Origin of the sequence: Leptospira yanagawae serovar Saopaulo str. Sao Paulo = ATCC 700523, from assembly GCF_000332475.2 — a bacterium.
GTDB lineage: Bacteria > Spirochaetota > Leptospiria > Leptospirales > Leptospiraceae > Leptospira_A > Leptospira_A yanagawae.
Genome location: NZ_AOGX02000024.1, coordinates 1 through 21,614, shown reverse-complemented (window position 1 = coordinate 21,614; position 21,614 = coordinate 1). Strand labels below are relative to the sequence as shown.

At 40.0% G+C, this 21,614-nt stretch carries 23 protein-coding genes; 8 read left to right on the top strand and 15 right to left on the bottom strand.

All coding sequences use genetic code 11. The features are described 5' to 3' along the window. Positions 1-53 precede the first annotated feature (53 nt). The 3 genes from LEP1GSC202_RS11775 to LEP1GSC202_RS11765 all read right to left on the bottom strand — a co-directional run bounded on the left by LEP1GSC202_RS11775 (position 54) and on the right by LEP1GSC202_RS11765 (position 2,427). Complete coding sequence (locus LEP1GSC202_RS11775; RefSeq protein WP_015678327.1) at positions 54-449, bottom strand: helix-turn-helix domain-containing protein; 396 nt, start codon at positions 447-449, stop codon at positions 54-56. A gap of 101 nt (positions 450-550) precedes the next feature. Continuing rightward, positions 551-2,068, bottom strand: a complete 1,518-nt coding sequence (locus tag LEP1GSC202_RS11770; RefSeq protein WP_015677965.1) for an LIC12015 family putative lipoprotein — start codon at positions 2,066-2,068, stop codon at positions 551-553. A 35-nt stretch (positions 2,069-2,103) separates the two neighbouring features. Further along, positions 2,104-2,427: a hypothetical protein gene (locus LEP1GSC202_RS11765; protein ID WP_015678107.1), complete on the bottom strand. Its 324-nt coding sequence runs from the start codon at positions 2,425-2,427 to the stop codon at positions 2,104-2,106. A 74-nt stretch (positions 2,428-2,501) separates the two neighbouring features. Between LEP1GSC202_RS11765 and LEP1GSC202_RS11760 the strand changes: the two genes are divergently transcribed. Beyond that, positions 2,502-2,858: an STAS domain-containing protein gene (locus tag LEP1GSC202_RS11760; protein WP_015678196.1), complete on the top strand. Its 357-nt coding sequence runs from the start codon at positions 2,502-2,504 to the stop codon at positions 2,856-2,858. Positions 2,859-2,864: 6 nt separating this feature from the next. Then, positions 2,865-3,611 (top strand): diacylglycerol/polyprenol kinase family protein, encoded by a 747-nt coding sequence (locus LEP1GSC202_RS11755; protein WP_015678314.1) that lies wholly within the window; start codon positions 2,865-2,867, stop codon positions 3,609-3,611. Between the two features lie 78 nt (positions 3,612-3,689). On the opposite strand, the gene LEP1GSC202_RS11750 is transcribed toward LEP1GSC202_RS11755, so the two are convergent. The 8 genes from LEP1GSC202_RS11750 to eno form a co-directional block, all read right to left on the bottom strand. Next, positions 3,690-4,163: a hypothetical protein gene (locus tag LEP1GSC202_RS11750; protein WP_015678066.1), complete on the bottom strand. Its 474-nt coding sequence runs from the start codon at positions 4,161-4,163 to the stop codon at positions 3,690-3,692. 94 nt (positions 4,164-4,257) lie between these two features. Continuing rightward, a complete protein-coding gene (locus LEP1GSC202_RS11745; RefSeq protein WP_015678102.1) occupies positions 4,258-4,791 on the bottom strand; it encodes a DUF4416 family protein in 534 nt (177 codons plus the stop codon). Then, on the bottom strand, positions 4,792-6,171 hold the full coding sequence (locus tag LEP1GSC202_RS11740; RefSeq protein ID WP_015678183.1) for a TldD/PmbA family protein: 1,380 nt from the start codon (positions 6,169-6,171) through the stop codon (positions 4,792-4,794). Then, positions 6,172-7,557: a TldD/PmbA family protein gene (locus LEP1GSC202_RS11735; RefSeq protein ID WP_015678112.1), complete on the bottom strand. Its 1,386-nt coding sequence runs from the start codon at positions 7,555-7,557 to the stop codon at positions 6,172-6,174. Between the two features lie 29 nt (positions 7,558-7,586). Continuing rightward, entirely contained in the window at positions 7,587-8,606 is a 1,020-nt protein-coding gene (locus LEP1GSC202_RS11730; protein WP_015678222.1) for a YheT family hydrolase, read from the bottom strand. Beyond that, positions 8,593-9,201: a ClpP family protease gene (locus LEP1GSC202_RS11725; protein WP_015678321.1), complete on the bottom strand. Its 609-nt coding sequence runs from the start codon at positions 9,199-9,201 to the stop codon at positions 8,593-8,595. Before LEP1GSC202_RS11725 ends, LEP1GSC202_RS11730 begins: the two co-directional genes overlap by 14 nt. A 1-nt stretch (position 9,202) precedes the next feature. Beyond that, positions 9,203-9,667: an FtsB family cell division protein gene (locus LEP1GSC202_RS11720; RefSeq protein WP_015678334.1), complete on the bottom strand. Its 465-nt coding sequence runs from the start codon at positions 9,665-9,667 to the stop codon at positions 9,203-9,205. A gap of 1 nt (position 9,668) precedes the next feature. Continuing rightward, a complete protein-coding gene (gene eno / locus LEP1GSC202_RS11715; RefSeq protein ID WP_015678184.1) occupies positions 9,669-10,970 on the bottom strand; it encodes a phosphopyruvate hydratase in 1,302 nt (433 codons plus the stop codon). Positions 10,971-11,092: 122 nt separating this feature from the next. Between eno and lepA the strand changes: the two genes are divergently transcribed. The 4 genes from lepA (at position 11,093) to LEP1GSC202_RS11695 (ending at position 15,821) form a co-directional block, all read left to right on the top strand. Next, on the top strand, positions 11,093-12,898 hold the full coding sequence (lepA, locus tag LEP1GSC202_RS11710) for a translation elongation factor 4 (RefSeq protein WP_015678312.1): 1,806 nt from the start codon (positions 11,093-11,095) through the stop codon (positions 12,896-12,898). 63 nt (positions 12,899-12,961) lie between these two features. Further along, positions 12,962-13,987, top strand: a complete 1,026-nt coding sequence (locus LEP1GSC202_RS11705) for a hypothetical protein (protein ID WP_015677984.1) — start codon at positions 12,962-12,964, stop codon at positions 13,985-13,987. After that, on the top strand, positions 13,984-14,970 hold the full coding sequence (locus tag LEP1GSC202_RS11700) for a glycosyltransferase family 2 protein (RefSeq protein ID WP_015678170.1): 987 nt from the start codon (positions 13,984-13,986) through the stop codon (positions 14,968-14,970). Before LEP1GSC202_RS11705 ends, LEP1GSC202_RS11700 begins: the two co-directional genes overlap by 4 nt. 20 nt (positions 14,971-14,990) lie before the next feature. Continuing rightward, positions 14,991-15,821: a hypothetical protein gene (locus tag LEP1GSC202_RS11695; RefSeq protein ID WP_015678377.1), complete on the top strand. Its 831-nt coding sequence runs from the start codon at positions 14,991-14,993 to the stop codon at positions 15,819-15,821. Positions 15,822-15,878: 57 nt separating this feature from the next. On the opposite strand, the gene LEP1GSC202_RS11690 is transcribed toward LEP1GSC202_RS11695, so the two are convergent. From LEP1GSC202_RS11690 to LEP1GSC202_RS11680, 3 genes are read right to left on the bottom strand one after another with little or no spacing between them, the layout of a single operon-like run. Beyond that, the gene (locus tag LEP1GSC202_RS11690; protein ID WP_039929027.1) at positions 15,879-16,610 is read right to left on the bottom strand and encodes a succinate dehydrogenase/fumarate reductase iron-sulfur subunit; all 732 of its coding nucleotides are present in this window, start codon (positions 16,608-16,610) and stop codon (positions 15,879-15,881) included. Positions 16,611-16,618: 8 nt separating this feature from the next. Further along, complete coding sequence (locus LEP1GSC202_RS11685; RefSeq protein ID WP_015678389.1) at positions 16,619-18,544, bottom strand: fumarate reductase/succinate dehydrogenase flavoprotein subunit; 1,926 nt, start codon at positions 18,542-18,544, stop codon at positions 16,619-16,621. Positions 18,545-18,562: 18 nt separating this feature from the next. Further along, positions 18,563-19,252: a succinate dehydrogenase cytochrome b subunit gene (locus tag LEP1GSC202_RS11680; RefSeq protein ID WP_039928960.1), complete on the bottom strand. Its 690-nt coding sequence runs from the start codon at positions 19,250-19,252 to the stop codon at positions 18,563-18,565. 197 nt (positions 19,253-19,449) lie between these two features. On the opposite strand from LEP1GSC202_RS11680, the gene LEP1GSC202_RS11675 reads away from it, so the two are divergent. Together LEP1GSC202_RS11675 and LEP1GSC202_RS11670 are read left to right on the top strand one after the other, a co-directional pair. Continuing rightward, positions 19,450-19,965: a hypothetical protein gene (locus tag LEP1GSC202_RS11675; RefSeq protein ID WP_015678124.1), complete on the top strand. Its 516-nt coding sequence runs from the start codon at positions 19,450-19,452 to the stop codon at positions 19,963-19,965. Between the two features lie 108 nt (positions 19,966-20,073). Beyond that, positions 20,074-21,525: a SulP family inorganic anion transporter gene (locus tag LEP1GSC202_RS11670; protein ID WP_015678017.1), complete on the top strand. Its 1,452-nt coding sequence runs from the start codon at positions 20,074-20,076 to the stop codon at positions 21,523-21,525. A 1-nt stretch (position 21,526) separates the two neighbouring features. Here the strand turns inward: LEP1GSC202_RS11670 and LEP1GSC202_RS20505 are convergent. Beyond that, a partial coding sequence (locus LEP1GSC202_RS20505; RefSeq protein WP_083930020.1) for an integrase core domain-containing protein occupies positions 21,527-21,614 on the bottom strand: 88 nt, incomplete at its 5' end.

The window sequence follows — 21,614 nt, the reverse complement described above, 5'->3', positions numbered from 1 at the left end:
CGTAGAGGTGAGAAAAAGCAAGGTCTTAGGACCTTGCTTTGTTTATTTTCAATTTAGCCTAAAAAAAGCTCGTTTTTTTCCATTTTGAGAACTTTTGATACCAGATTCTTAAAATCTTCTGGTGGTTCTAAAAGTCCAAGTTCCACTTTTGACAGAAACGGAGTCGAAACTTTTAATTTCTTTGCGAAATCATATTGTTTGATTCCTAACTCACGTCGGACTGCCCAAAGTTTGTTTTTCAATCCATTGGAAAACTCAGGGTAGATGTCTTCCACAGCGCTTTCGTTGAAGAGTTTGTCAACGGACGTTTTGAGATACTTGGCACAAGACGACTTAAATTTTTCAGTCGGATCTTGGGCACCAGTCTCAATTTTGGAAAGATAACTCGGAGATACCCCCAAAGCCCTTGCCATATCGTACTGTTTGATGCCTCTCTTCTTTCGAAGCATATAAATGTGATTGTTCATTTATCCCCCCTGACAGTCAAAATATGTCAAATATGGCAAAATTCAATAAAAAAATTTTGCCTTATTCCAAATCTTGGAGGTGGTTATAGTGTAACTTCTTTTAGTCGATCACTAGCGATCACTAAATTATAAGTTGTTTTGAGACCTGAAACCTTTTGTTCAATGAAAGAATTTCGTTGTGCACCTTCCATTTCCGATTTAATCCTTTCCCGAACTGCGGCGTAAGGTTTAGGAATTCGGTTTTGAGGATTTTTGGGGTCTTGGTCAGAGTAGGCATACAATTTGCCAGCTTCGTAAGCATCACGCATCTGTGATTCAGTTACCGTCACAGGAATTGCTTTGATTTCATCTTGTAGCGATTTTAATGCCAAACTCACCTTCATTTTATCCAATTGCATGAGGTATCCAATTTCAGATTCAATTCCTTGGACACGTTTTGAAGTTTCTGCAATTTTCCCTTGGAGGATGGTAGATTGGAATAGGTTTAACATATCCCAAGTTTTTGCTTTTTCTGTTTTGTATTCTTGTTTGAGTTGGAACGGAATTGCTTCAAAATCGGCAGTTAGGTCTTTCCAAGTGTAAGACTTTCCATCTTTGTAAGAAAATAATGCATAATCAGGTGTAAACAGTTTTGGATCAACGTCATCTGGACCTGTGAATCTAGGAAGATTTGCAACAGTGATTCCACTTTCTTCTGTGATTTTTTTCAGTTCTTTTTGGTACAGTCCTTGTTCATATTCTTTCATGGTATGGGAAGCAAATTGATTTGCTTTGTCAGCTGATTCACCTTCCGTAAAATAGGCAATGCTAGCTTTTGTTTCCGCATCATCATGAGTTTTTCCATATTCAATTGCTTCCGATTTGAATGCATCAAATACTGAGGTAAAATATTTTCCAAGTCTTTCTGGATGTACTTTTTCCGTTCCAAGAGAACGAACAACGTAAGCCACTCTACCTTCACCTTTTTTTGCATAGGCGATAAACTTACCTTCTTTCACAATTCTCACTTCATTTAGGATATCTTCCAATGGAGTTTCTGCACAGTTTGTACAAAACGGTTCTAATTTTCCACCAATTGGTTTTCTTGTCATATCATCAGTTGTTTTGGCAATTTCGGAAATAATTTCCTTGTCTGACATTCCATTCAGACGATCCGCCAAATCTTTTGCATTTTTCAGATTTTCTGTCTCATCTTCTCCGCGAACAAGCGCTAGTTGGAGGTTGATAAATTCTAAAGGTTTTTGTTTTAATCCATTTTTAACATACTCACGCATATAAACATTGAGTTTTAAAAAATCTTTCACAAGGGATTCAATCTTTGCAACATCAGCCTCGGTTACTTTTTTTGAAGAAATTGCATCTTTTAAGAGGATTTTTTCCAAAGCGATACTTTCTAAAATTTTTGCTTGGATGTCAGCACTGATCGGTTGTGGTTCCGAGTTTCCACGTTTAGAGGCTTCAATTACAAAATTCATCTCTCTTCGTGTCACCGTACCACCATCGTAAGTTGCAAGGATTTCTGAATCCTTGGAACAATTGAGAAGGGGTAGGAGAATCAAACCAAGTAATATCACTCGGTGTATATGGTTGTTTCGAATCATTGGGGTTCCTTGTCTTTTACAGTCTTTAAAATTGATTAGTATTTGCGAACGGGGCGTTCTGGTTTTTTAGGTTCCTCATGGACCTGAGGTTCCAGTTTTGTTTTTTCGTTTGGAGTTTGTGCCATAACAGCAGCATTCGATTTTCCAGGTTTGGAAGTTGCAGTGGCTTTTTCTACCCGAAGTCCTAAAATTTCTGATTTTTGGTCTTCCAATTTTGTCATTTCAGATAAAAATGTTTCTTTTAGAATGGGAGAATATTCTCTGTCAGTAGCTAACCTATCTGTGAGTTTTTTTAATTCCACCACATCTCGGTCGAGTTCTTCCAGTTTTTTGTAAAGATGAGCAACAGTTACCTTCAAATCGCACTTCCTTCCAAAACTTTTATTTACTTGCAATAGAGTGCAAGAATGAAATAAGAAAATTAGAAAAATTTATGAGTTTAGACGATTTAGTAGTTTCCACTGAAAAAATTGATACGGTTTATGTAACCAAATTACAGGGAAATCTAAACAACTTCACCGCTGAAAAATGCATCAAATCGGTCACCAATTCCTTAAAACATGGTTCTGTCATTTTAGATTTGGAAGAACTGAATATGGTCACCACCCAAGGAATCGTCGCCTTTAAAACCTTAAACGAAGAAGCCTTTTTGCAAAAACACAAAATCATTCTCATCAATCTTCCGTTAAGTGTTCGCCAAGCCTTTCTGATGGCCGGTGTTCGCAATTTATTCCCCATCGCAAATAATGAAGAAGCCGCATTTAAAATGGCATCAAGACCCAGTAGGTAATAGAATATGAATTCAGGATTTAATTTTTTTCGCAAAATTTGGCATGTCCTTGGCCTTATCATTCCCATAACTTTGTATTTGGATCCCTTTAACGGAGCATTTGAACTCGCATATGCCACGAGGGCAATCCTCGTCACATCACTCGGGATCTTTTTAATTTGTTTGATTCTATTAGAAATTGTGAGGCTCACTCATAGTGGATTTGAGGCTTTTTTTTATCGGTATTTTGGATTTCTTATGAAGGAATCAGAACGCCAAAGGTTTAACGGCACAGTTCCTTATTTTTTAGCAAACCTAATTGTTGTTTGTTTTTTTCCCGCGGAAGTGGCGATTTTATCGATTCTTTTTTTGGTGATTGGAGATCCTTTTGCGGCTTATGTGGGCAGTCGTTATGGCAAACATCGTTTTTATAATGGAAAATCGTTAGAAGGAGTATTGGGTTTTTTAATCCCTGCGTTTTTGTTTTCCGTCCTTGTCCTCTATCTCATCACCAAGTCACACCCCGAAAGTTTTTTATCCCTTTACGACCACCACGGGTTTACTTGGACTCCCATCGCCATTGTGTTTGTTTCCGTCCTTGTTTCTTGTGCCACTGAATTTTTTTCCAATACTACGGCAAAAGGTCTGATTGATGACAACCTTCTCATCCCTGTGATTGGTGCCATTTCACTTTCAGTTTTATCTCTTTTATATTTGGATTACACACCAATGGATTTTTTCTTTGATCCAAATGCTTTGTACATTCAAAAGTAGATTGTTAATTTTGACTTTGATTGGAAGTTAACTCTGATCGTAAACGGGTAAAATCGCTGGAAACCTTTGGACCCAGGTTTATGGTTTCCATTTTAAACGTAAGGTTCTTTCTTTTACTACGGGTTTCTGTCCAGGAATTTCAATGATATACGTAAGTCTAATCTCACCCAATTTGTCGATTTGAAATGGTTTGGATGCAATCCCGGTATGGCGGAATTCCTCTTTCAAAAGGGCACCTAAATAATGGAACGAAACCACCTTACTTGGCATTAGATGATTGCCTTCCATTTTCTCTTTGGAACTGCCATAAAGCAAATAAGCACGGTAGTCAGATTTGAACAGATCTGCTTTCATCCCGTTCCAAGGAGTGGAAAACTCCAAATGGACTCCAGGTGTTTCCCTGGCAGTGAAGTATAAAAAATTACCAAAATCTTCGAAACTTGGATTTTCCTTTTTGAACTTGGATTGGTCTAAAAACACAATATCGTTTTCGGTTTTGGGTTCCGTGCAGTCGAGGGCTTCGTTAAAATTATCACAAAATTGAAAACTCACAGATTCTTTTTCTTTGCATTGGAAAACATTAAAGTGAAAGAATATGAAAATACCAAAGAAGTAAGTTATACCCAGTTTACAAGAATTCAGCCGATTAAGACTTAAATTTATTAAACTCATAAGATTCTCGTAAGGTATTAAAAAAATAAATTACATCTTTTTCTTTAAAATAACTTTGTGCATAGGGAAGGGGAGTCAATTGCCCGCGGGAAAAGTAGTAAACTGTTTCCGCATACACACCTTGGAATAAATACATTCGATGGAAATCGTCTTTTGATTTCGCAATGACAATGTTATGCGAAGTTACATACCCAGGAATCAAAAGGGTGCTCAAATCTTTTTTTTGTAATAAAGATTGGAATTCCAAACATTCCTTTTTTTTCTCTACAATTTCTTCCCTGTGGATTCTTTGTTTGAAAGACAATACTTTGGTGTAACGACCTGGATAACTAAACTCTCGTTCCGTTTCATCAGAAACCCATTTCGGCAGTATCACAGATTCATACATAATCTTGGAAAAACGTTTTTCGGCGAGGTTCTTCAGTTCAAAAAAAGTATCTTCATTCTCATAGGAAAGGATGAGAAAAAAGGACGCACCCGCAGGTCTTTCTAAAATTTCTTGTGGCATCTAATCTTCCGTGACCCCAGTGACGGTAAATCCATCGAGTAACATGTACGGCACAAACGAAGACTCACCCAGTAGTTCACCTTCCTTGGAAATGGCTTCGATTTGGTGTAAGGCGTCAAAGGCATTGCCCACGATTTGCACTTCTCGAACTGGGATTTTTTCTCCCCCTTCCAACAAGTAACCACCTTTGACCACTCCAGAAAAATCACCAGAGGCTCCATCCTTTGTCCCCGAAATTCGATTCACAAATAATGTTTTCCCTGGTTGTTTGAAAAACTCGTCCTTGGAAGAGGTACCGGGTGCAATTTGTAATTGTTTTGGTCCACAACCAGGAAGGCTTTGTGCTCCACCTGTGGCACAGCCATTCGATATAGGAAGGCCCGCTTTTTTTGCTTCGTATGTATTATAAAAATAGGATTCCAAAACCCCTTCACTTAGAACTTTTTTATAACTCGTTGGCATTCCTTCTCGGTCAAAACCAGTCGAACCCATAAAACCAACATTAGTTGGATCATCAAATATCGAGAGAAGGGAAGATGCCACTTTTTCGCCTAACTTCCCTTCCATTTTTGATTTCCCTTTTCGAAGGCTTGTTCCGTTTAAAGAACCGACAAAAAGTCCAAGGAAAAAAGAATACACAGCATCAGGTGGAAGGAGGACCTTTCCTTGGAAACTAGATGTCGGTTTTGCATACAAGGCACCCATACATTTGTCGCCAAAATTGTAAAAAGCTTTTTTCCAAAGGGTTTGGAATTGGTCTTTGTTGAATCCACTTGCAGAATCATAATCAAAACTTCCCACTAGGTCTCCATCAACACCCATACCCATGACAGATGCCGAGAGTTCTGCCCCAAGTTCATGGGCCATCACTCCTTTTGAAGAAACGATCAACTTATAACCTTTGCTTAACGAAAAATCACCTGAATCAATATTCACTTTTCCATAAAGATCATTGCGCCAACCAAGAGCCTCTTTTGCATAGGAAACCAAATCTTCAATGCCCATAGAATCAAGTGATGGATCATAGGTGTCAAACTGGTTTGGTATCGGACGTGCTTCGGGTAGGCTTAGATCAAGATCGGGAGTGGATTGGCTTTTTGCCAATTGAAAGGCTTCTTCAATGGAAGTATACAAACTTGGAATGTGATTTGAAATGAGAAACCCTTGGTTTCCTTCATGGATCACTCGGATCCCAAACATATTTTCTTCCGTTGCTGTGCAGTTATTTAAATCGTTTTTTTCTAAACTCACATCTTCCGAAAATCCATAACTCGAATAGATTTCTACCTGTTCGATACCATTTGACTTTGCCTTTTGGATTAAATTTGAAAGTAAATCTTTTTGGTCGTTTAAACGTTTTTCTATCGCACCACGATCCATTTATTTACCACCGAGCAATACTTTAGTTCGAACATATGGTCCACCCGCATCCACTTTTGCCGGTTGTCCTTTCCCACAGTGCCCGGAACCCAAATCCCATTTGAATTCTTTGGAAACCATATCCACATTTTGTAATACATCAAAGGCTAACCCAGAAACGGTTACTCCTTTTAGCAAATGGGTGATTTTTCCATTTTGGATGCGGTAGGCTTTTTGGACGGCAAACATAAATTCACCTGTCGCATCGGCTTGCCCATTTTTTGCCCCATCTAAATAGTATCCGTCTTTCGTGTTTGCGATCATCTCATCCAAACTAGAATTTCCAGGTAATAAAAAGGTATTTCGCATGCGAATCAGTGGAACATCACCATACTCCCAAGCCCTTGCGGAACCCGTTGGTGCCACTCCAAACCGTTCGGCAGTTTCTCTGTTGTGTAAATAGGAAGTTAAAATTCCGTTTTTGATGATCACGGTATTTGTTGGAATCACTCCTTCATCGTCGACAGGAATTGTTCCACCCGCACCTTCATAGTATTCTGAAAATCCTGAATCGCATAATGTCACTAAGTCGGAACCAACGCGGTGCCCAATTTTTCCCTGTGCGACAGAACCAGATAAAACAAAATCAGCTTCTACTGTATGGCCGATGGCTTCATGAACGAGAAGTCCTACAATGGATGGAGAAAGGATCACAGTAGAAAGTCCACCATCTGGCAATTCACTCGAAAGTAAATCGACTGCCGTTTTACATGCTTCCTCCGAAATTTGAGTGGCTGTTTGTGCTCGAAAGAGACAATCCCACCCACCTGTGACCCCAATGGAATGGGAACCAGATTCCAATTTCCCTTCGTCTTTGGCTACGGCAGAGACACGAAACTCTGGTCGTACCAAACTAAAAAAACTATCAGCTCCGTCAGTTGTCACAATGGCTTTTTCTTCATAAATTTCGGAATACCCGCAACCCACTGATTGTAATTTGGTAGATTGTTTACTGGCTTCATTTTGAATATCAAGGACCATTTTTAGTTTTTCATCCACAGATCGGCCACGAAAGTCTTCGATGCCTTTGCCTATAAAATCACCTACGGCAAAATTGGCTTTCGGAAGGTTTGGAATTTTGTCCTTACGGAGTGCAGAAGATAACCTGGCAGCTTTCTTGGCAATGTGAATGGCATTTTGGATCGAAGCCTTTGAGATTTCACTTGTAGAGGCAAAACCCCATGTTCCCGACTCAAGGACACGAACCCCAACACCTGTACGTTTTCTAAGGGCAGTGGATTCCACTCGTCCTCGTTCTGCAAAAAAGGAACGGCTTTCTTTGTGGTGGTAACGTAATTCAACAAACCCCGATTCTTCCGCTAAACATTCTTTTAATAGGTCACGCATCACACACCGTCCTTGAAATTTAATTTAAATTATGAATGGGATTTGATTTTGGAATCAAAAAAATCGAGTAGGATTGTCGGTAACCATCTTCCTTCAGGATTCTCTGGAGAAGGGTCACTGATAAATCCTACATGCCCTCCTTTTTCGGTAAGGACTGTTTGAATCAATGGATAAGACTTCCATCGAATTTCATGCCAAACTTCTGAAGGCACAACAGGATCATCATCCGCATGGACAATCAGTCCTGGAATTTTAATCCCAGACAAATATTTAACACTCGAACAAATATTATAATATTCAAGAACATTCGCATAACCAGAAACAGGTGCTGTAAAAAAATCGTCAAAATCAAAAAAGGACTTACTTTTTAAGACCTGTTCCTTTCGTTTTTCTGTGATATCATAAATTCCAAGTGTTACCTTTTCTTTCATAGTATCTAAAAAATGGTCTCTGTAAAAATTGCCTGCCCGAGAATCGATAAAATCGCAACTTCGTTTTAAGTCGAGAGGTGGGGAAGTGGCTGTAAATGCTTTCGCATAATGTTCTCTTTTTTCACCAAAAAATTTTAATACGATATTTGCAGATAAAGAGAAACCAGAGACAAATATAGATTTTGTAAAATGTTTGTAAATGTACTTCAAAACTACGTCAATGTCTTCCGACTGACCTGCATTATATGGCTTTTTTGCAAGACCTAAACCACGACCACAGTTACGTAAATTCATACGAATGACTCCATAACCACGGTTAAGTGCTTCTTTTCCAACACTGACCATATAATGGGATTCGGAACTTCCTTCCATTCCATGGACAAGCATGATGTAGTATCCATTCCAGGGAGTAACTTTTTTACGAACTTGGGAGAGAGGAGGGTTGTGCTCTAACCAAAGCAAATCCCCAGACCCATCATTTGTGGGAATGAGGATGCTTTCTGAAAAGTACTCATCCTCCAAAGCATTGTCCGGAGGAAATAGCACATTGTAGACAGTTTGAAGGTGACGACCTTCTAAAAATCTTCTTGGTTTAAATTCTTTGTTAGACGACGTCAATTTTGTTTACGATTTTATCAACGATGCCATAAGCAAGAGCTTGTTCGGCATCCATATAATAATCTCGATCGGTGTCTTCCACCAATTGTTCGTAGGTTTTACCACAAGCGTCAGCTAACATCTGATTGAGTTTTTCTTTTGTTTTGACAATATCCTGAGCATGGATGAGTAAATCCGTTGCAGGAGCTTGGATTTGCCCTCCGATGGAAGGTTGGTGGATCATCACTCGACCGTTTGGCCAAATGTATCGATTTCCTTTTTTCCCACCAATGAGTAAAATGGAACCCATGGACGCTGCCATTCCCATACAAACCGTATGCACAGGCGAAGTGATCATTTGCATGGTGTCATAAACAACAAGTCCTGAAGTGACGACACCACCCGGGCTATTGATATAAAAGGTAATTGGTTTTCCTGGATCTACCATTTCCAAATACATGAGTTTGGCTGTAAGATCTTTGGAGGATTCGTCAGTCACAGGACCCCAGAGAAAGATTTTCCGTTTTTCCAGGAACTTCTTTCCCATGTTTTTATCGCTAATGAGGTCTTGGATGGTTTCGGTGATTTCTTTTTCTGGTGTTTCTTCTTCTGGCATATTAGTTCAGTCTTTTCTGGTTAGACGTATGAGGCAAGCGTTTCAGCTTGTAGTACACACCTAGAATCAGGAAAACACTGAAAGAAATAAAAAAGAAACGGAGTAAAAAGAGCGGGGGTTCTTTCCACTCTCCTCCAAAGCCTGCTGCACGGATGGACGTTGGAATTGCCTTCGGTTTGGTTACAGTTTTTTCTGGAAACTCTTCAAACTTTAAGACATGGGCAGTTTCGGAGAGTAAGTAGTATTTACGAGCTTCTTGTTCCAAGGCATAGGCATCATTTTTCAGACGCCTTTCCTTTTCTTCGAGTCCCTGATTCTCGACAACAAGCCTCTCCACCTCAGCATTGAGAGTGACGAGTTCTTTTTCCAAACGCAATCGCTCTGCCATCCCTGACTCAGACAAAAGTCCAAGGTAGAGGCAAGCACATACGTAGGTTAAGAGAAGAGAGGCTTTGGTTGCTGTCATATTATCTTAGGTTGTAAAACGTTCCCACTCCACTGTACGTCGCATTTTTCCCAAGTTCTTCTTCGATACGAAGCAGTTCGTTGTATTTTGCAATTCGATCCGTTCTACTTAAGGATCCCGTTTTGATCTGACCCGAATTGGTCGCAACCGCGATATGAGAAATGGTCGCATCTTCTGTTTCCCCAGACCTGTGGGACACAACAGCCGTGTACTGCGCTTTTTTCGCCATTTCGATGGCACTGAGAGTTTCTGTCAGGGTTCCAATTTGGTTCACTTTGATGAGGATGGAGTTACCGATTCCTTTTTCAATCCCTTGTGCGAGTTTTTTGATATTGGTAACGAACAAATCATCCCCCACAAGTTGGATCTTTTTCCCTAGTTTTTCGGAAAGTTTTTTCCAGCCTGTCCAATCGTTTTCATCCAGACCGTCTTCCATGGTAATGATCGGATACTTGGACACTAAATTTGAGTAGTATTCTACCAGTTCTTCAGCAGTCTTTTCTGGTTTTTTCTCTGCTTTGAGAACATACTTTTTCTTTTTCTCATCATAGAATTCAGAGGCAGCACAATCGAGACCAATTTTGATATCAAGGTCTGGTTTATAACCAGCTTTTTCAATGGCAGTGAGGATAACTTCAATTGCTTCACTGTTACTTGTTAGGTTGGGAGCAAATCCACCTTCGTCACCCACAGCCGTATTTAGGCCTTTGCCCTTTAATACTGATTTTAAGCTATGGAAAACTTCGGCACCCATACGAAGGGCTTCGCGGAAATTCGGAGCGGAAACTGGGAGGATCATAAATTCTTGGAAATCGATGTTATTGTCCGCGTGAGCCCCACCATTGATGATGTTCATCATGGGAACTGGTAGTTCGCGAGCGAAAGTCCCACCGATATATCGGTAAAGTGGAAGTCCAGTATGGGCAGCTGCCGCTTTTGCCACTGCCATGGAAACCCCAAGAAGTGCATTGGCACCTAATTTTGATTTGTTGGCAGTTCCATCAAGGGAAATCATAGTTCCATCGATGAGGAGTTGGTTCGTTGCTGAAAGGCCTAGAATGGATTTCGAAATTTTGGAATTTACATTTTCTACAGCTTTGAGTACCCCTTTTCCAGAGTATCTTTTTTTATCACCATCACGAAGTTCCACAGCTTCGTGTTCTCCAGTGGATGCCCCAGAGGGAACCGCCGCACGACCAAAAGAACCGTCTTCTAAAGTGACATCCACTTCAACGGTTGGATTTCCTCTGGAATCCATTATTTCACGGGCTCTGACGGAACGAATGCTATCTTTTTGGGACATCGGGAATTGTTTCTCCTAAGGGATAATTTCCTTCCAGTCTTAGGAAATTTAAGCCTCTGACAATAAACTTTTTCGACAAAGAGCCTCGTTCCAGGAAAATGACTTAAAAAGAAGAGGGAACCGTGAACGAACGCCAAAAATTCACCCGCAATTTTTCCATCATTGCCCATGTCGACCACGGGAAGTCCACTCTGGCGGATCGTTTGCTTGAGATTGGTCTTGTGACAGACCAACGTACCAAAAAAGACCAAATCCTCGATTCCATGGACATTGAAAGGGAACGTGGGATCACCATCAAAGCAAATAATGCATCCTTTGATTACCATGCCAAAGACGGAAATATTTATCACCTGAATTTAATTGATACCCCGGGCCACGTGGACTTTACGTACGAAGTGTCCCGTTCTCTTGCCGCCTGTGAAGGGGTCCTCCTAATCGTCGATGCAAGCCAAGGGGTAGAAGCACAAACGTTAGCAAACCTATACCTGGCAATGGACCTCGACTTACGGATCATCCCCGTCATCAATAAAATTGATCTACCATCAGCCGACATCGATAAATGCAAATTGATGATTGAGGAATCTCTCGGTCTCAATCCTGAAGAAGCCATTCCGATCTCGGCAAAAACAGGTCTAAATGTTCAAGAAGTACTCGAAGCCATTTGTTATCTATTGCCACCTCCCAAAGGGGATGTAGAGGCACCACTCAAAGCCCTTATCTATGATTCTTTTTTTGATACCTATATGGGGGTCGTCGCCAAAGTGAGGTTATACGATGGGAAGCTTCGCAAAGGGGAAGTGATCCATATGATGAACATTGGCCGCCAGTTTACTGTGACTGAAGTTGGGATCAACCGGCTTTCCATGGTGGCTTGCGAAGAAATACAGGCTGGTGATGTTGGGTATGTTGTTGCCGGTATGAAAAAGATGGGTGATGCCAAAACAGGGGATACCATCACTCATGCCAACCGCCAAACGGCAGAAGATGTCAAAGGGTTTAAGGATGCAAAACCAATGGTATTTGCTGGTCTTTTTCCCATTAACGGAGAAGACTTTGATGCCTTAGTGGATGCCATTGAAAAACTAAAATTAAACGATTCGGCACTTACCTTTGAGAGAGAAAATTCAGCAGCACTTGGATTTGGATTTCGTGTGGGTTACCTTGGTCTCCTCCATATGGAAATTGTTCAGGAACGTTTGGAACGCGAATTTAATTTAGCACTCATTACGACAGCACCTTCCGTAAAATTTCGCATCACCACGACCAAAGGGGATCTCATCGAAGTGGATAACCCAAGTAAGTGGCCTGACCCCATCCTCATTGGAAAATCGGAAGAACCTTTTGTCAAAGCCACCATCATTGCCCCAGAATCCTATGTCGGAAATATCATGTCTCTTGTGATTGAGAAACGTGGGATCCATATGGATACAGTTTACCTATCCAAAGACAAACTCCAGTTAACGTATGAACTTCCACTTGCGGAATTGATTTTTGAATTTTATGACAAACTCAAATCGTATACCAAAGGTTATGCGTCTCTCGACTATGAAGAAGTAGGGTATAGAGATTCAAAACTTGTACGAATGGATATCCTTGTCAATGGGGAACCAGTGGATGCCCTTTCCTCTATTGTACACAAGTCCAAAGCAGAGGAGAGGGGTCGAGTCATCATCGAAAAACTAAAGGACCTCATCCCACGCCACCAGTTTATGATCCCATTGCAGGCAGCGATTGGATCCAAAGTTGTGGCTCGTGAAAGTATTTCAGCGCTACGTAAAAACGTAACAGCGAAGTGTTATGGGGGAGATATTTCCCGAAAGAAAAAACTCCTCGAAAAACAAAAAGAAGGGAAAAAACGAATGAAACAAATTGGAAACGTCGAAATCCCACAAGAGGCCTTCCTTTCCATTTTGAAAACCGGGGACTAACCAATTCCAACACCCGTATTTCCCAATTTACCAATTCGGATCACAAAACTTTCTGAAATTTGGATGGTTCGGGATGACTTACTTCCATTTGGATTTGGAACCAAATGGAGGAAAGTCCTTGGCATTGTAGAAACCTTACAAAAGAATCAAATCAAAAAGGTACTCCTTTGGGGTGCGATCCATGGGAATTACTTAGCCAGTTTTACCACCATTCTCCGCTATTTTGGTTTTCAGATGGAAACCATCTCCTATACCAAAGATACGAAGCTAAAGACTTATAACGAAAGATTGGTGAATCTCCATTCCCATACAATGCATTGTTATGCGAATCGAAAAGAGGCAGAAGAATCATTTTTCAAAAGATCAAAAACGTTTGATGGACTCTGTTTACAAGAATTTGGAATCCACCCAGCGCAATCAACTGGACTTCGATCATTCTGGCAAGAATTAGAATCGGAGATCCATAAAATTTTAAAAGTTACTCATACAGGATTAAAAGCAGATAAACGATCCAATCACGTTAACAATAGTCATGCGAAGGTGGCAACTTTAGTTTTAGAAATTGGATCGGGGGCAAGTTTTGTATCTGCCTTTGATTATTTTTACGATTCGTCCATTCTCGTACTTGGTGTGATGGTCGGCGAAAGTAAGTCCTCTTGGATCTCGAAAATCGAAACCCTACAAAAGGAACTCCATTCGAAAATCCAAAAGATCCCCAAAGAAAGTATATTAGAATTCCCGAAAGACACTTCTTCCCAAAATGCAAATCGGAACCAATTTGGAACTGCAAACTCGAACTTTGGAACTTTAAAGGGTGTAAGGTTTGCTAAAACATCCAAAGATCACATAAACTGGATCCGAGAATTTTATCAAAAAACGGATATCATTCTTGAACCCATTTATAGTGCCAAATCGATCTCCAATTTGATGCAGGATCGAAACAATGGAGATACAGCCCTAAAAAATTCTTTTTTTCAAATCCAAAATGACTACTTGCCAATTTTATACCAAAACCTACCTCTTTTTTACCTCCACCAAGGAGGCCAAATCCAACACTTAGATTTTGTCTTAATGAACTCACTCGAATGATGAATCCGAATTTACCACTAGTATCCATTGTACTTCCTACGCATAACAGACGCCATTTGTTAGATCGCTCCCTCCAATCAGTGATAAACCAAACCTATCCCCACTGGGAACTTCACGTCATCGATGATGGCTCAACAGACGAAACATGGACTTATCTTCTGACGAATCTTCCCAGTTGGAAACGCCAAATGATATCCTTTGGGAGATACAAAAAATCCATCCAAATCCACCAAACAGAACATAGGGGAGTGAGTGCAGCTCGGAATTTTGGAATCCAAAAGAGTGAAGGGGAATGGATTTGTTTTATCGATTCCGATGATGAATGGTGCAAAGAAAAACTTAAAAAACAAATCCAATACCACTTGGATCATCCAAAACTCTTCTTTTCACAAACCAATGAAATTTGGAATAAAAAAGGAAACTTACTCGAACCCAAAGGAAAATACAAAAAACTACAAGGTAGGTTTTTAGAACAATCACTGGAACTGTGTATGGTCACTTGTTCGAGTTTCATTGCTCATAAGGAAACTTTGGCAAACATTGGATTGTTTCGAGAAGAATTGAAAACTTGTGAAGATTATGATTTATGGAATCGTATTTTACTTTCTGGTTTTTCTATTGGATTGTTGGAAGAAAATCTCCTCACACGTTTCGGTGGCCATGACGACCAATTGTCGATGCAATACCAAGCCATCGAACGATTTCGATTGTATTCTTTGTTATCCATAAGAAATGAAATGGTATTAGATTCGGCTCATCCAAAGACAAAAAAGTTAGATACAACGATTCCCATTGTTGTGAGTCCTCTGGAACAAATCCTTTTGCAGAATGCGATTCTCACTCGATTGGAGACCTTACTCTTCGGGAGGGAGAAACGTGGGAAGGAAGTTCAATTTTTAGTGCGATTCAAAACTCAACTTTTAGAAAACCTTCCAATTCCCCAAAAGGAATTGTTGACTTTGCTCGATGACTCCTTATTCTAATGGATACAATTTGAGGTCCTATGAATCGTTTCTTTTTGTTATCTCTTATTTTTTTTGCGATTAGTTTTGCATTTCCCATTGTTTCGCAGGAAAATCCAGGGCATGACATTCGTTTTCGTGTCTCCGTTAACAATGTGCCTTATCCCACAAAAACAAATCCCTATTACTTAAGTCATATTCTGGAAGTGAGAATCTTTCGCCATTTGAACTTAGATTTTTCACCTAGTGAGATGGAAGCAGTAGTCGATTTTATGATCACACATGCATCCAAAGACCATCCAAATCAAATTTATTTGCCAGGATATGATAAAGAGGAAGAACTCATCATAGGTTTTCGATACATAGAAAAAGATGGCGATTTACTTTTCCTAGTGGTCACAAATTTTAACGTCGAAAAAAACAAAATAGATACCAGTGATTTCCAAAAACAATTGGCAACCATTTGCCAAGTGAAATCCAATCGATTTGTTTATTTTGAAGATTTGTATTCCGATAAAAAAGTAGCAGAATACAAAGAAGAAGGCAAACTTTTAAGTCTTGCAAATTTATATTTAATGGATGAAGACCCAAATAATGATGATTTGGTGGAACCTCTTTTAGATAAAATCTTAAAAGACGAATCAAAACACCCCCTTGAAAAATTTTATGCTTTTTTAACGAAAGGTCAATTGGCACTCATCCAACGAAACTTTTTATCAGCTGAAGAAATCAAAGGAAAATCCAACCTTTATTTAAACCAACTTAAAGGGGAAGACAAAGAACGAGCCGAATATGTTTTAAAATTGTTTAGCAAGGAACTGGAAACAATGAAGGCATTTCAAAAAACGAAAAACCAACTTTTCCAAATATAAGTAAAAAAAACCCGGAAGTCATCCGGGTTTTTCATTTTTGAAAATAAACTTCGTGGTTTAACTCGAAATGTATTCTCTGTTAAGGCGAGTGATGAAGTTCACCGAAATTTCTTTTGGACATGCGGCTTCACATTCGTATTGGTTTGTACAATTACCAAATCCTTCCTTGTCCATCGCACTTACCATTTTACGTACCCTTTCTTTTTTCTCTACCACACCTTGTGGTAAAAGAGCCAAGTGGGATACTTTCGCTGAAACAAATAACATCGCTGATGCATTTTTACACGCAGCGACACATGCCCCACATCCAATACAAGTGGCAGCGTCCATAGCCAGGTCAGCATCTACCTTTGGAATTGGAAGTGCGTTTCCGTCCGGTGCCCCCCCAGTGTTTACATTAATGTAACCACCTGCTTGGATGATACGATCAAATGCCGAGCGGTCCACAACCAAATCCTTTGTCACGGGAAAGGCTTTTGCTCGCCATGGTTCAATCACAACAGTATCACCGTCTTTGAACTTACGCATATGCAATTGGCAAGTTGTGGTTCCTTTTTCAGGACCATGTGGAACACCATTGATCACCATAGAACATGATCCACAAATCCCTTCCCGACAGTCATGATCGAAAGCAATCGGATCTTCCCCTTTTTTGATGAGGTCATCATTGACAACGTCGAGCATTTCTAAAAAAGACATATGCTCATTCACGTTGTTTGCTTCGTAACTGACCATACGACCTTTGTCGTTTTTGTCTTTTTGTCTCCAAACTTTAAGGTGTAACTTCATATTATCCATTATTTGTAGCTCCTTACGGCTAGGTGGATGTTTTCGTATTCAAGTTTTTCTCGGTGTTCTACAGGAGTTTTTCCTTCTCCTTGGTATTCCCAAGCTGATACGTGGCAGAATTTTTCATCGTTCCGTTTTGCTTCGCCATCTTCCGTTTGGTGTTCTTCTCGGAAGTGACCACCACAAGATTCTTCCCTTGTGAGGGCATCCAGGCACATGAGTTCGCCAAACTCTAAAAAGTCGGCAACACGTCCGGCTTTTTCTAACTCTTGGTTGAGTTCTTCCCCTTTGCCTGCTACTTTTACATTTTTCCAGAATTCTTCACGGAGTTCAGGGATTTTCTTCAAAGCATCCTTTAGGCCTTTTTCATTACGTGCCATACCACACTGGTCCCACATGATCTTTCCAAGTGCCCTATGGAAATCATCTGGTGTTTTTTTCCCATTGATGTTTAGAAGTTTGTTTGTCATTTCACGAACACGGGCTTCTGCTTCTTTGAACTCAGGTCGGTCAGTAGAAATATTCTTTGCACCTTCTTTGGCAAAATAATCACCAATGGTGTAAGGGATCACAAAATAACCATCCGCAAGCCCTTGCATGAGGGCAGAAGCACCTAAACGATTCGCACCATGGTCAGAGAAGTTTGCTTCCCCAAGGACATGGAGGCCAGGGATATTCGACATTAGATTGTAATCCACCCAAAGTCCACCCATCGTATAGTGAACCGCAGGGTAAATTCGCATTGGAACTTTGTAAGGGTTCTCACCCGTGATCCTTTCATACATTTGGAAGAGGTTGTCATAACGGTCCGCAACTACCTTTTCTCCCAATCGTTTGATGGAATCTGAAAAGTCCAGATACACACCCAATCGTTTGTCTCCCACTTTTGGTCCAACTCCAAGGCCATTGTCGCAGGCTTCTTTGGCAGAACGAGAGGAGATATCACGTGGGGCAAGGTTTCCATAAGAAGGGTATTTTCTTTCTAAGTAATAATCTCTTTCGTCTTCTGGGATTTCGTGCGGAGCACGAAGGTCATCCTTTTTCTTTGGCACCCAAACCCGACCATCATTTCGGAGGGATTCCGACATCAGTGTCAGTTTGGATTGGTAGTCACCAGATTGAGGGATACATGTCGGGTGGATTTGCGTATAACATGGGTTTGCAAATGCTGCCCCTTTTTTGTAAGCACGGTAAGTAGCAGTTACATTGGATCCTTTTGCATTTGTGGAAAGGTAAAAAACGTTTCCGTACCCACCAGAAGCCAAAATCACTGCATCACCTGCGTGAGAAGAAATCTCACCTGTCACTAAGTCACGGACAACGATTCCTTTTGCATGGCCATCCACAAGGACCAACTCTAGCATCTCTGTCCTTGGGTACATTTTTACGGCACCACGAGAGATTTGTTTTTCTAGGGCTGAGTAAGCACCAAGGAGTAACTGTTGTCCTGTTTGTCCTTTTGCATAAAATGTACGAGATACTTGGGCACCACCGAAGGAACGGTTGGATAAAGTTCCACCATACTCACGAGCAAATGGAACCCCTTGTGCCACGCATTGGTCAATGATATTGGTAGAAACCTGTGCCAAACGATATACGTTTGCTTCTCTTGCTCGGAAGTCTCCACCTTTTACCGTATCATAAAACAATCGGTAAACAGAGTCACCATCATTTTGGTAGTTCTTTGCTGCGTTGATACCACCTTGGGCAGCAATCGAGTGAGCGCGTCTTGGGCTATCTTGGAAACAGAATACAGATACTTGGTAACCAAGTTCGGATAGAGTGGCTGCAGCAGAAGCTCCCGCAAGTCCCGTTCCAACAATGATCACTTTGTATTTCCGTTTGTTTGCTGGGTTAACTAATTTGATATCTTGTTTGTGTTTGTCCCATTTTTGTTCCAATGGGCCCGATGGTATTTTTGAATCTAATTTCATATTCTCTCCTAAAACCCCTTAACGCACATACCCGAGTAAAATCGAGAGTGGCATGGAACAATTTCCAATAAAAACGAGGAGACCAAGTCCTGTGGAAATCTTTTGAATGGTGGGATTGTGTTTTGGTGCAAGGATGCCTAACGTTTGTAACATGGAACCCAATGCATGGGAAAAATGTAGGGCAAGGAAAACCATAAACACGATGTAGGATATGGAAATGGTTGGGTCTTGGAATCCAAGAATCACCATCGCATACACATCATGCACCACATCTCCATTTTTTAAGATGTACTCGTGAGAGTAATGGTCTGGGTTGGTATACCCCAACGTGAAATGTGCTAAATGGTAAATGAGAAAGGTTAAGAGTAACAATCCACTGTAAGCCATCGTTCGCGATGCGAGTGATGCTTGGATGGTGGAGTTCTTTGCATAAGAGACGGGTCTAGCAGAGTTATTTTCCAATTTTAGGAGGATCGCAGTGCAAACATGACCCATAAAGGCCACGATGAGTCCAATCCGCGCCACCCAGAGAAGGGGACCTAAATCTTTGAGAAACTTTGCGTAGGTGTTTAATTTTTCTGGTCCTTGGAAAACTTGAAGGTTTCCGACCATATGAAGGATCACGAATCCAAACCAGATAAATCCGGTAATGGCCATTATGATCTTCTTTCCAATTGAGGAACGAAAGAAGTCTAGACTCAACGTCATTGAAGAGCTCCTGTTAGAGTGTAGGTGTAAATTTTTCTATTACGTCCAAATTTAGACAGATTCCACTTTCCGTAAATTCATAAATCTTGGGAGGGCCAAAATGAGATTTTGAGTTTGTTTCTCAATAGACGAGAGAAGAGAAGGGTGCTGAAAAAAGGGATTGAGTCCCATCCAGGTATCGAAATTCTGAATCCAGTTTGCATCCAATTCTCAAAACAGGATATTTTCAAAATTCGTTCTCCACATTTTTTCATTGGCTGTTCTGTATTTCCTTCTGTATTTCCTTCGGAAACTGTGGGAGTTCCTATCCAAAGACCAATCAGGAAGAACGAAAGCAATATCTAAAAGCTGCGGGATTACCGATTCTTGTTTCCATTCAACCTAGGCATAACAAAGATAAAAAAGAATTACAACTTTTCATCAAAACAGAAAACCTAACAAACAGTAATATATCAAAATTCCAAATTTTGTTTTTTGCCAGTGACACGAATCGTCAATTGCTCATTCCTGATGAAAGTAAAACACCAGAACTTATTTGCTCCATTCAAAGAAAAATCCAACCCAATTCGATTTACAAATGTTTGGTTGGACCATTCGTTTTCTCCCAATTATGGAATTCAATTCAGGTCCAATCGATTTCATTCACAACAGAAGACCAAGTTCGTCATGTGATTGATGAAGAAGACCTCAATGAAGTCATCCTTTGGTTATAAAAAACTAAAAACCAAAAGAGTGAGCTGGACAATTTGTACCATTTACCAAATATTCCATTCATTCGTGTTGACAGCTAGTTCCCAAACATTTATGATTTCCTGACTTATATGTTTTCCAATCTCAGAAATGACATTCCATCTGGCCTCGTTGTATTTTTAGTCGCACTTCCATTGTGTTTAGGAGTCGCACTTGCAAGTGGCGCACCTTTGTTATCAGGAGTGATCTCTGGTGTGATCGGTGGTATTGTTGTTGGAACCATCAGTCATTCCAATACAAGTGTAAGTGGGCCTGCAGCTGGACTTGTTACATTGGTTCTTGCGGCTTTGGCTGCATTAGGAGACTACAGAACATTTTTATTAGCCGTGTTTTTATCTGGTATCATCCAAATTGGACTCGGATTCCTTAGAGCTGGATTCATTGCCAATTACATTCCTTCCAATGTGATCCAAGGATTACTTGCCTCCATTGGAATCATCTTAATCTTAAAACAAATCCCACATGCAGTGGGTTTTGATATAGACCCAGAAGAAGATTTTATTTTTTTCCAACGAGACGGCGAAAATACATTTTCTGAACTTTTGAATATGAATAAATACTTTTCATGGGGTGCTTTGACCATTTCATTTGTTTCTCTAACTTTAATGGTTACTTATGACAAATTGAAATGGAAGGGATTAAAGTTCATACCTTCCCCCATCCTTGTCATCGTAATCGGAGTGTTACTGAACCATGGTTTTTTGTTGTTTTTTCCAGGAATGTATCTTTCTGAAAAACATTTGGTTTCAATCCCCAACATTCAAAACTGGGAATCCATATTTGTGTTTCCAAATTTTTCAAAAATTGTGAATTCAAATGTCTGGTATTATGCTTTTACCATTGCTGCCTTTGCCACTTTGGAAACTTTACTCAATTTAGATGCAGTAGAAAGGATAGACCCACACAAAAGACTTGCCTCTCCCAACAGAGAACTCGTCGCCCAAGGAATTGGAAATTCCTTATCAGGTTTAATTGGAGGACTTCCGATTACTTCCGTCATCGTAAGAAGTTCAGTGAATATCTATGCAGGAGCAAAAACGAAAATTTCAACGATTTTTCATGGAATCCTACTAGGTTCCAGCGTAGTATTTTTAAGTTCGTCTTTTAATCTTATCCCCTTATCTTCATTAGCTGTTATTTTGATTGTAACAGGATTTAAATTAACAAATATCGCGGTTTACAAATCCATTTACAAAAAAGGGTTTTATCAATTTTTACCATTTATTGTAACCATCTTAGCAATTATTTTTACTGATTTGCTTACCGGAGTTTTAATTGGTTTATGTGTTAGTTTTATATTTATTTTAAAGAATAATTATAAAAATCCTTTTTCCGTAGAAACTGAAAACTTAAACATTGGCGAAACCATACGGATCGAACTTCCTAACCAAGTTTCGTTTTTGAATAAAGCATCCATCAAAGATACTTTATGGTCATTACCTGAAAATTCAAAGGTAATTGTTGATGCTACTGACCTGCCCCCGTTTGTTGGACCAAATCTTAAGTTAGTAAAATCCTCATAACTCAATTTCCATACTTCGCTTTGAACTCTAAAGGAGTCAAATAATTTAAAGAGGAATGGAGACGTTCTTCATTGTAATCCTTTTGGAAT

What these genes read in the sequence shown, in the direction of transcription:
- LEP1GSC202_RS11755 (WP_015678314.1), top strand. Translation starts at nt 2,865, where the DNA reads ATGAATTCAGGATTTAATTTTTTTCGCAAAATTTGGCATGTCCTTGGC.
- LEP1GSC202_RS11770 (WP_015677965.1), bottom strand. Translation starts at nt 2,068, where the DNA reads ATGATTCGAAACAACCATATACACCGAGTGATATTACTTGGTTTGATT.
- LEP1GSC202_RS11725 (WP_015678321.1), bottom strand. Translation starts at nt 9,201, where the DNA reads ATGCCAGAAGAAGAAACACCAGAAAAAGAAATCACCGAAACCATCCAA.
- LEP1GSC202_RS11720 (WP_015678334.1), bottom strand. Translation starts at nt 9,667, where the DNA reads ATGACAGCAACCAAAGCCTCTCTTCTCTTAACCTACGTATGTGCTTGC.
- LEP1GSC202_RS11705 (WP_015677984.1), top strand. Translation starts at nt 12,962, where the DNA reads ATGGTTCGGGATGACTTACTTCCATTTGGATTTGGAACCAAATGGAGG.
- LEP1GSC202_RS11735 (WP_015678112.1), bottom strand. Translation starts at nt 7,557, where the DNA reads ATGCGTGACCTATTAAAAGAATGTTTAGCGGAAGAATCGGGGTTTGTT.
- LEP1GSC202_RS11700 (WP_015678170.1), top strand. Translation starts at nt 13,984, where the DNA reads ATGATGAATCCGAATTTACCACTAGTATCCATTGTACTTCCTACGCAT.
- eno (WP_015678184.1), bottom strand. Translation starts at nt 10,970, where the DNA reads ATGTCCCAAAAAGATAGCATTCGTTCCGTCAGAGCCCGTGAAATAATG.
- LEP1GSC202_RS11670 (WP_015678017.1), top strand. Translation starts at nt 20,074, where the DNA reads ATGTTTTCCAATCTCAGAAATGACATTCCATCTGGCCTCGTTGTATTT.
- LEP1GSC202_RS11740 (WP_015678183.1), bottom strand. Translation starts at nt 6,171, where the DNA reads ATGGATCGTGGTGCGATAGAAAAACGTTTAAACGACCAAAAAGATTTA.
- LEP1GSC202_RS11745 (WP_015678102.1), bottom strand. Translation starts at nt 4,791, where the DNA reads ATGCCACAAGAAATTTTAGAAAGACCTGCGGGTGCGTCCTTTTTTCTC.
- LEP1GSC202_RS11695 (WP_015678377.1), top strand. Translation starts at nt 14,991, where the DNA reads ATGAATCGTTTCTTTTTGTTATCTCTTATTTTTTTTGCGATTAGTTTT.
- LEP1GSC202_RS11690 (WP_039929027.1), bottom strand. Translation starts at nt 16,610, where the DNA reads ATGAAGTTACACCTTAAAGTTTGGAGACAAAAAGACAAAAACGACAAA.
- LEP1GSC202_RS11680 (WP_039928960.1), bottom strand. Translation starts at nt 19,252, where the DNA reads ATGACGTTGAGTCTAGACTTCTTTCGTTCCTCAATTGGAAAGAAGATC.
- LEP1GSC202_RS11685 (WP_015678389.1), bottom strand. Translation starts at nt 18,544, where the DNA reads ATGAAATTAGATTCAAAAATACCATCGGGCCCATTGGAACAAAAATGG.
- LEP1GSC202_RS11775 (WP_015678327.1), bottom strand. Translation starts at nt 449, where the DNA reads ATGCTTCGAAAGAAGAGAGGCATCAAACAGTACGATATGGCAAGGGCT.
- LEP1GSC202_RS11760 (WP_015678196.1), top strand. Translation starts at nt 2,502, where the DNA reads ATGAGTTTAGACGATTTAGTAGTTTCCACTGAAAAAATTGATACGGTT.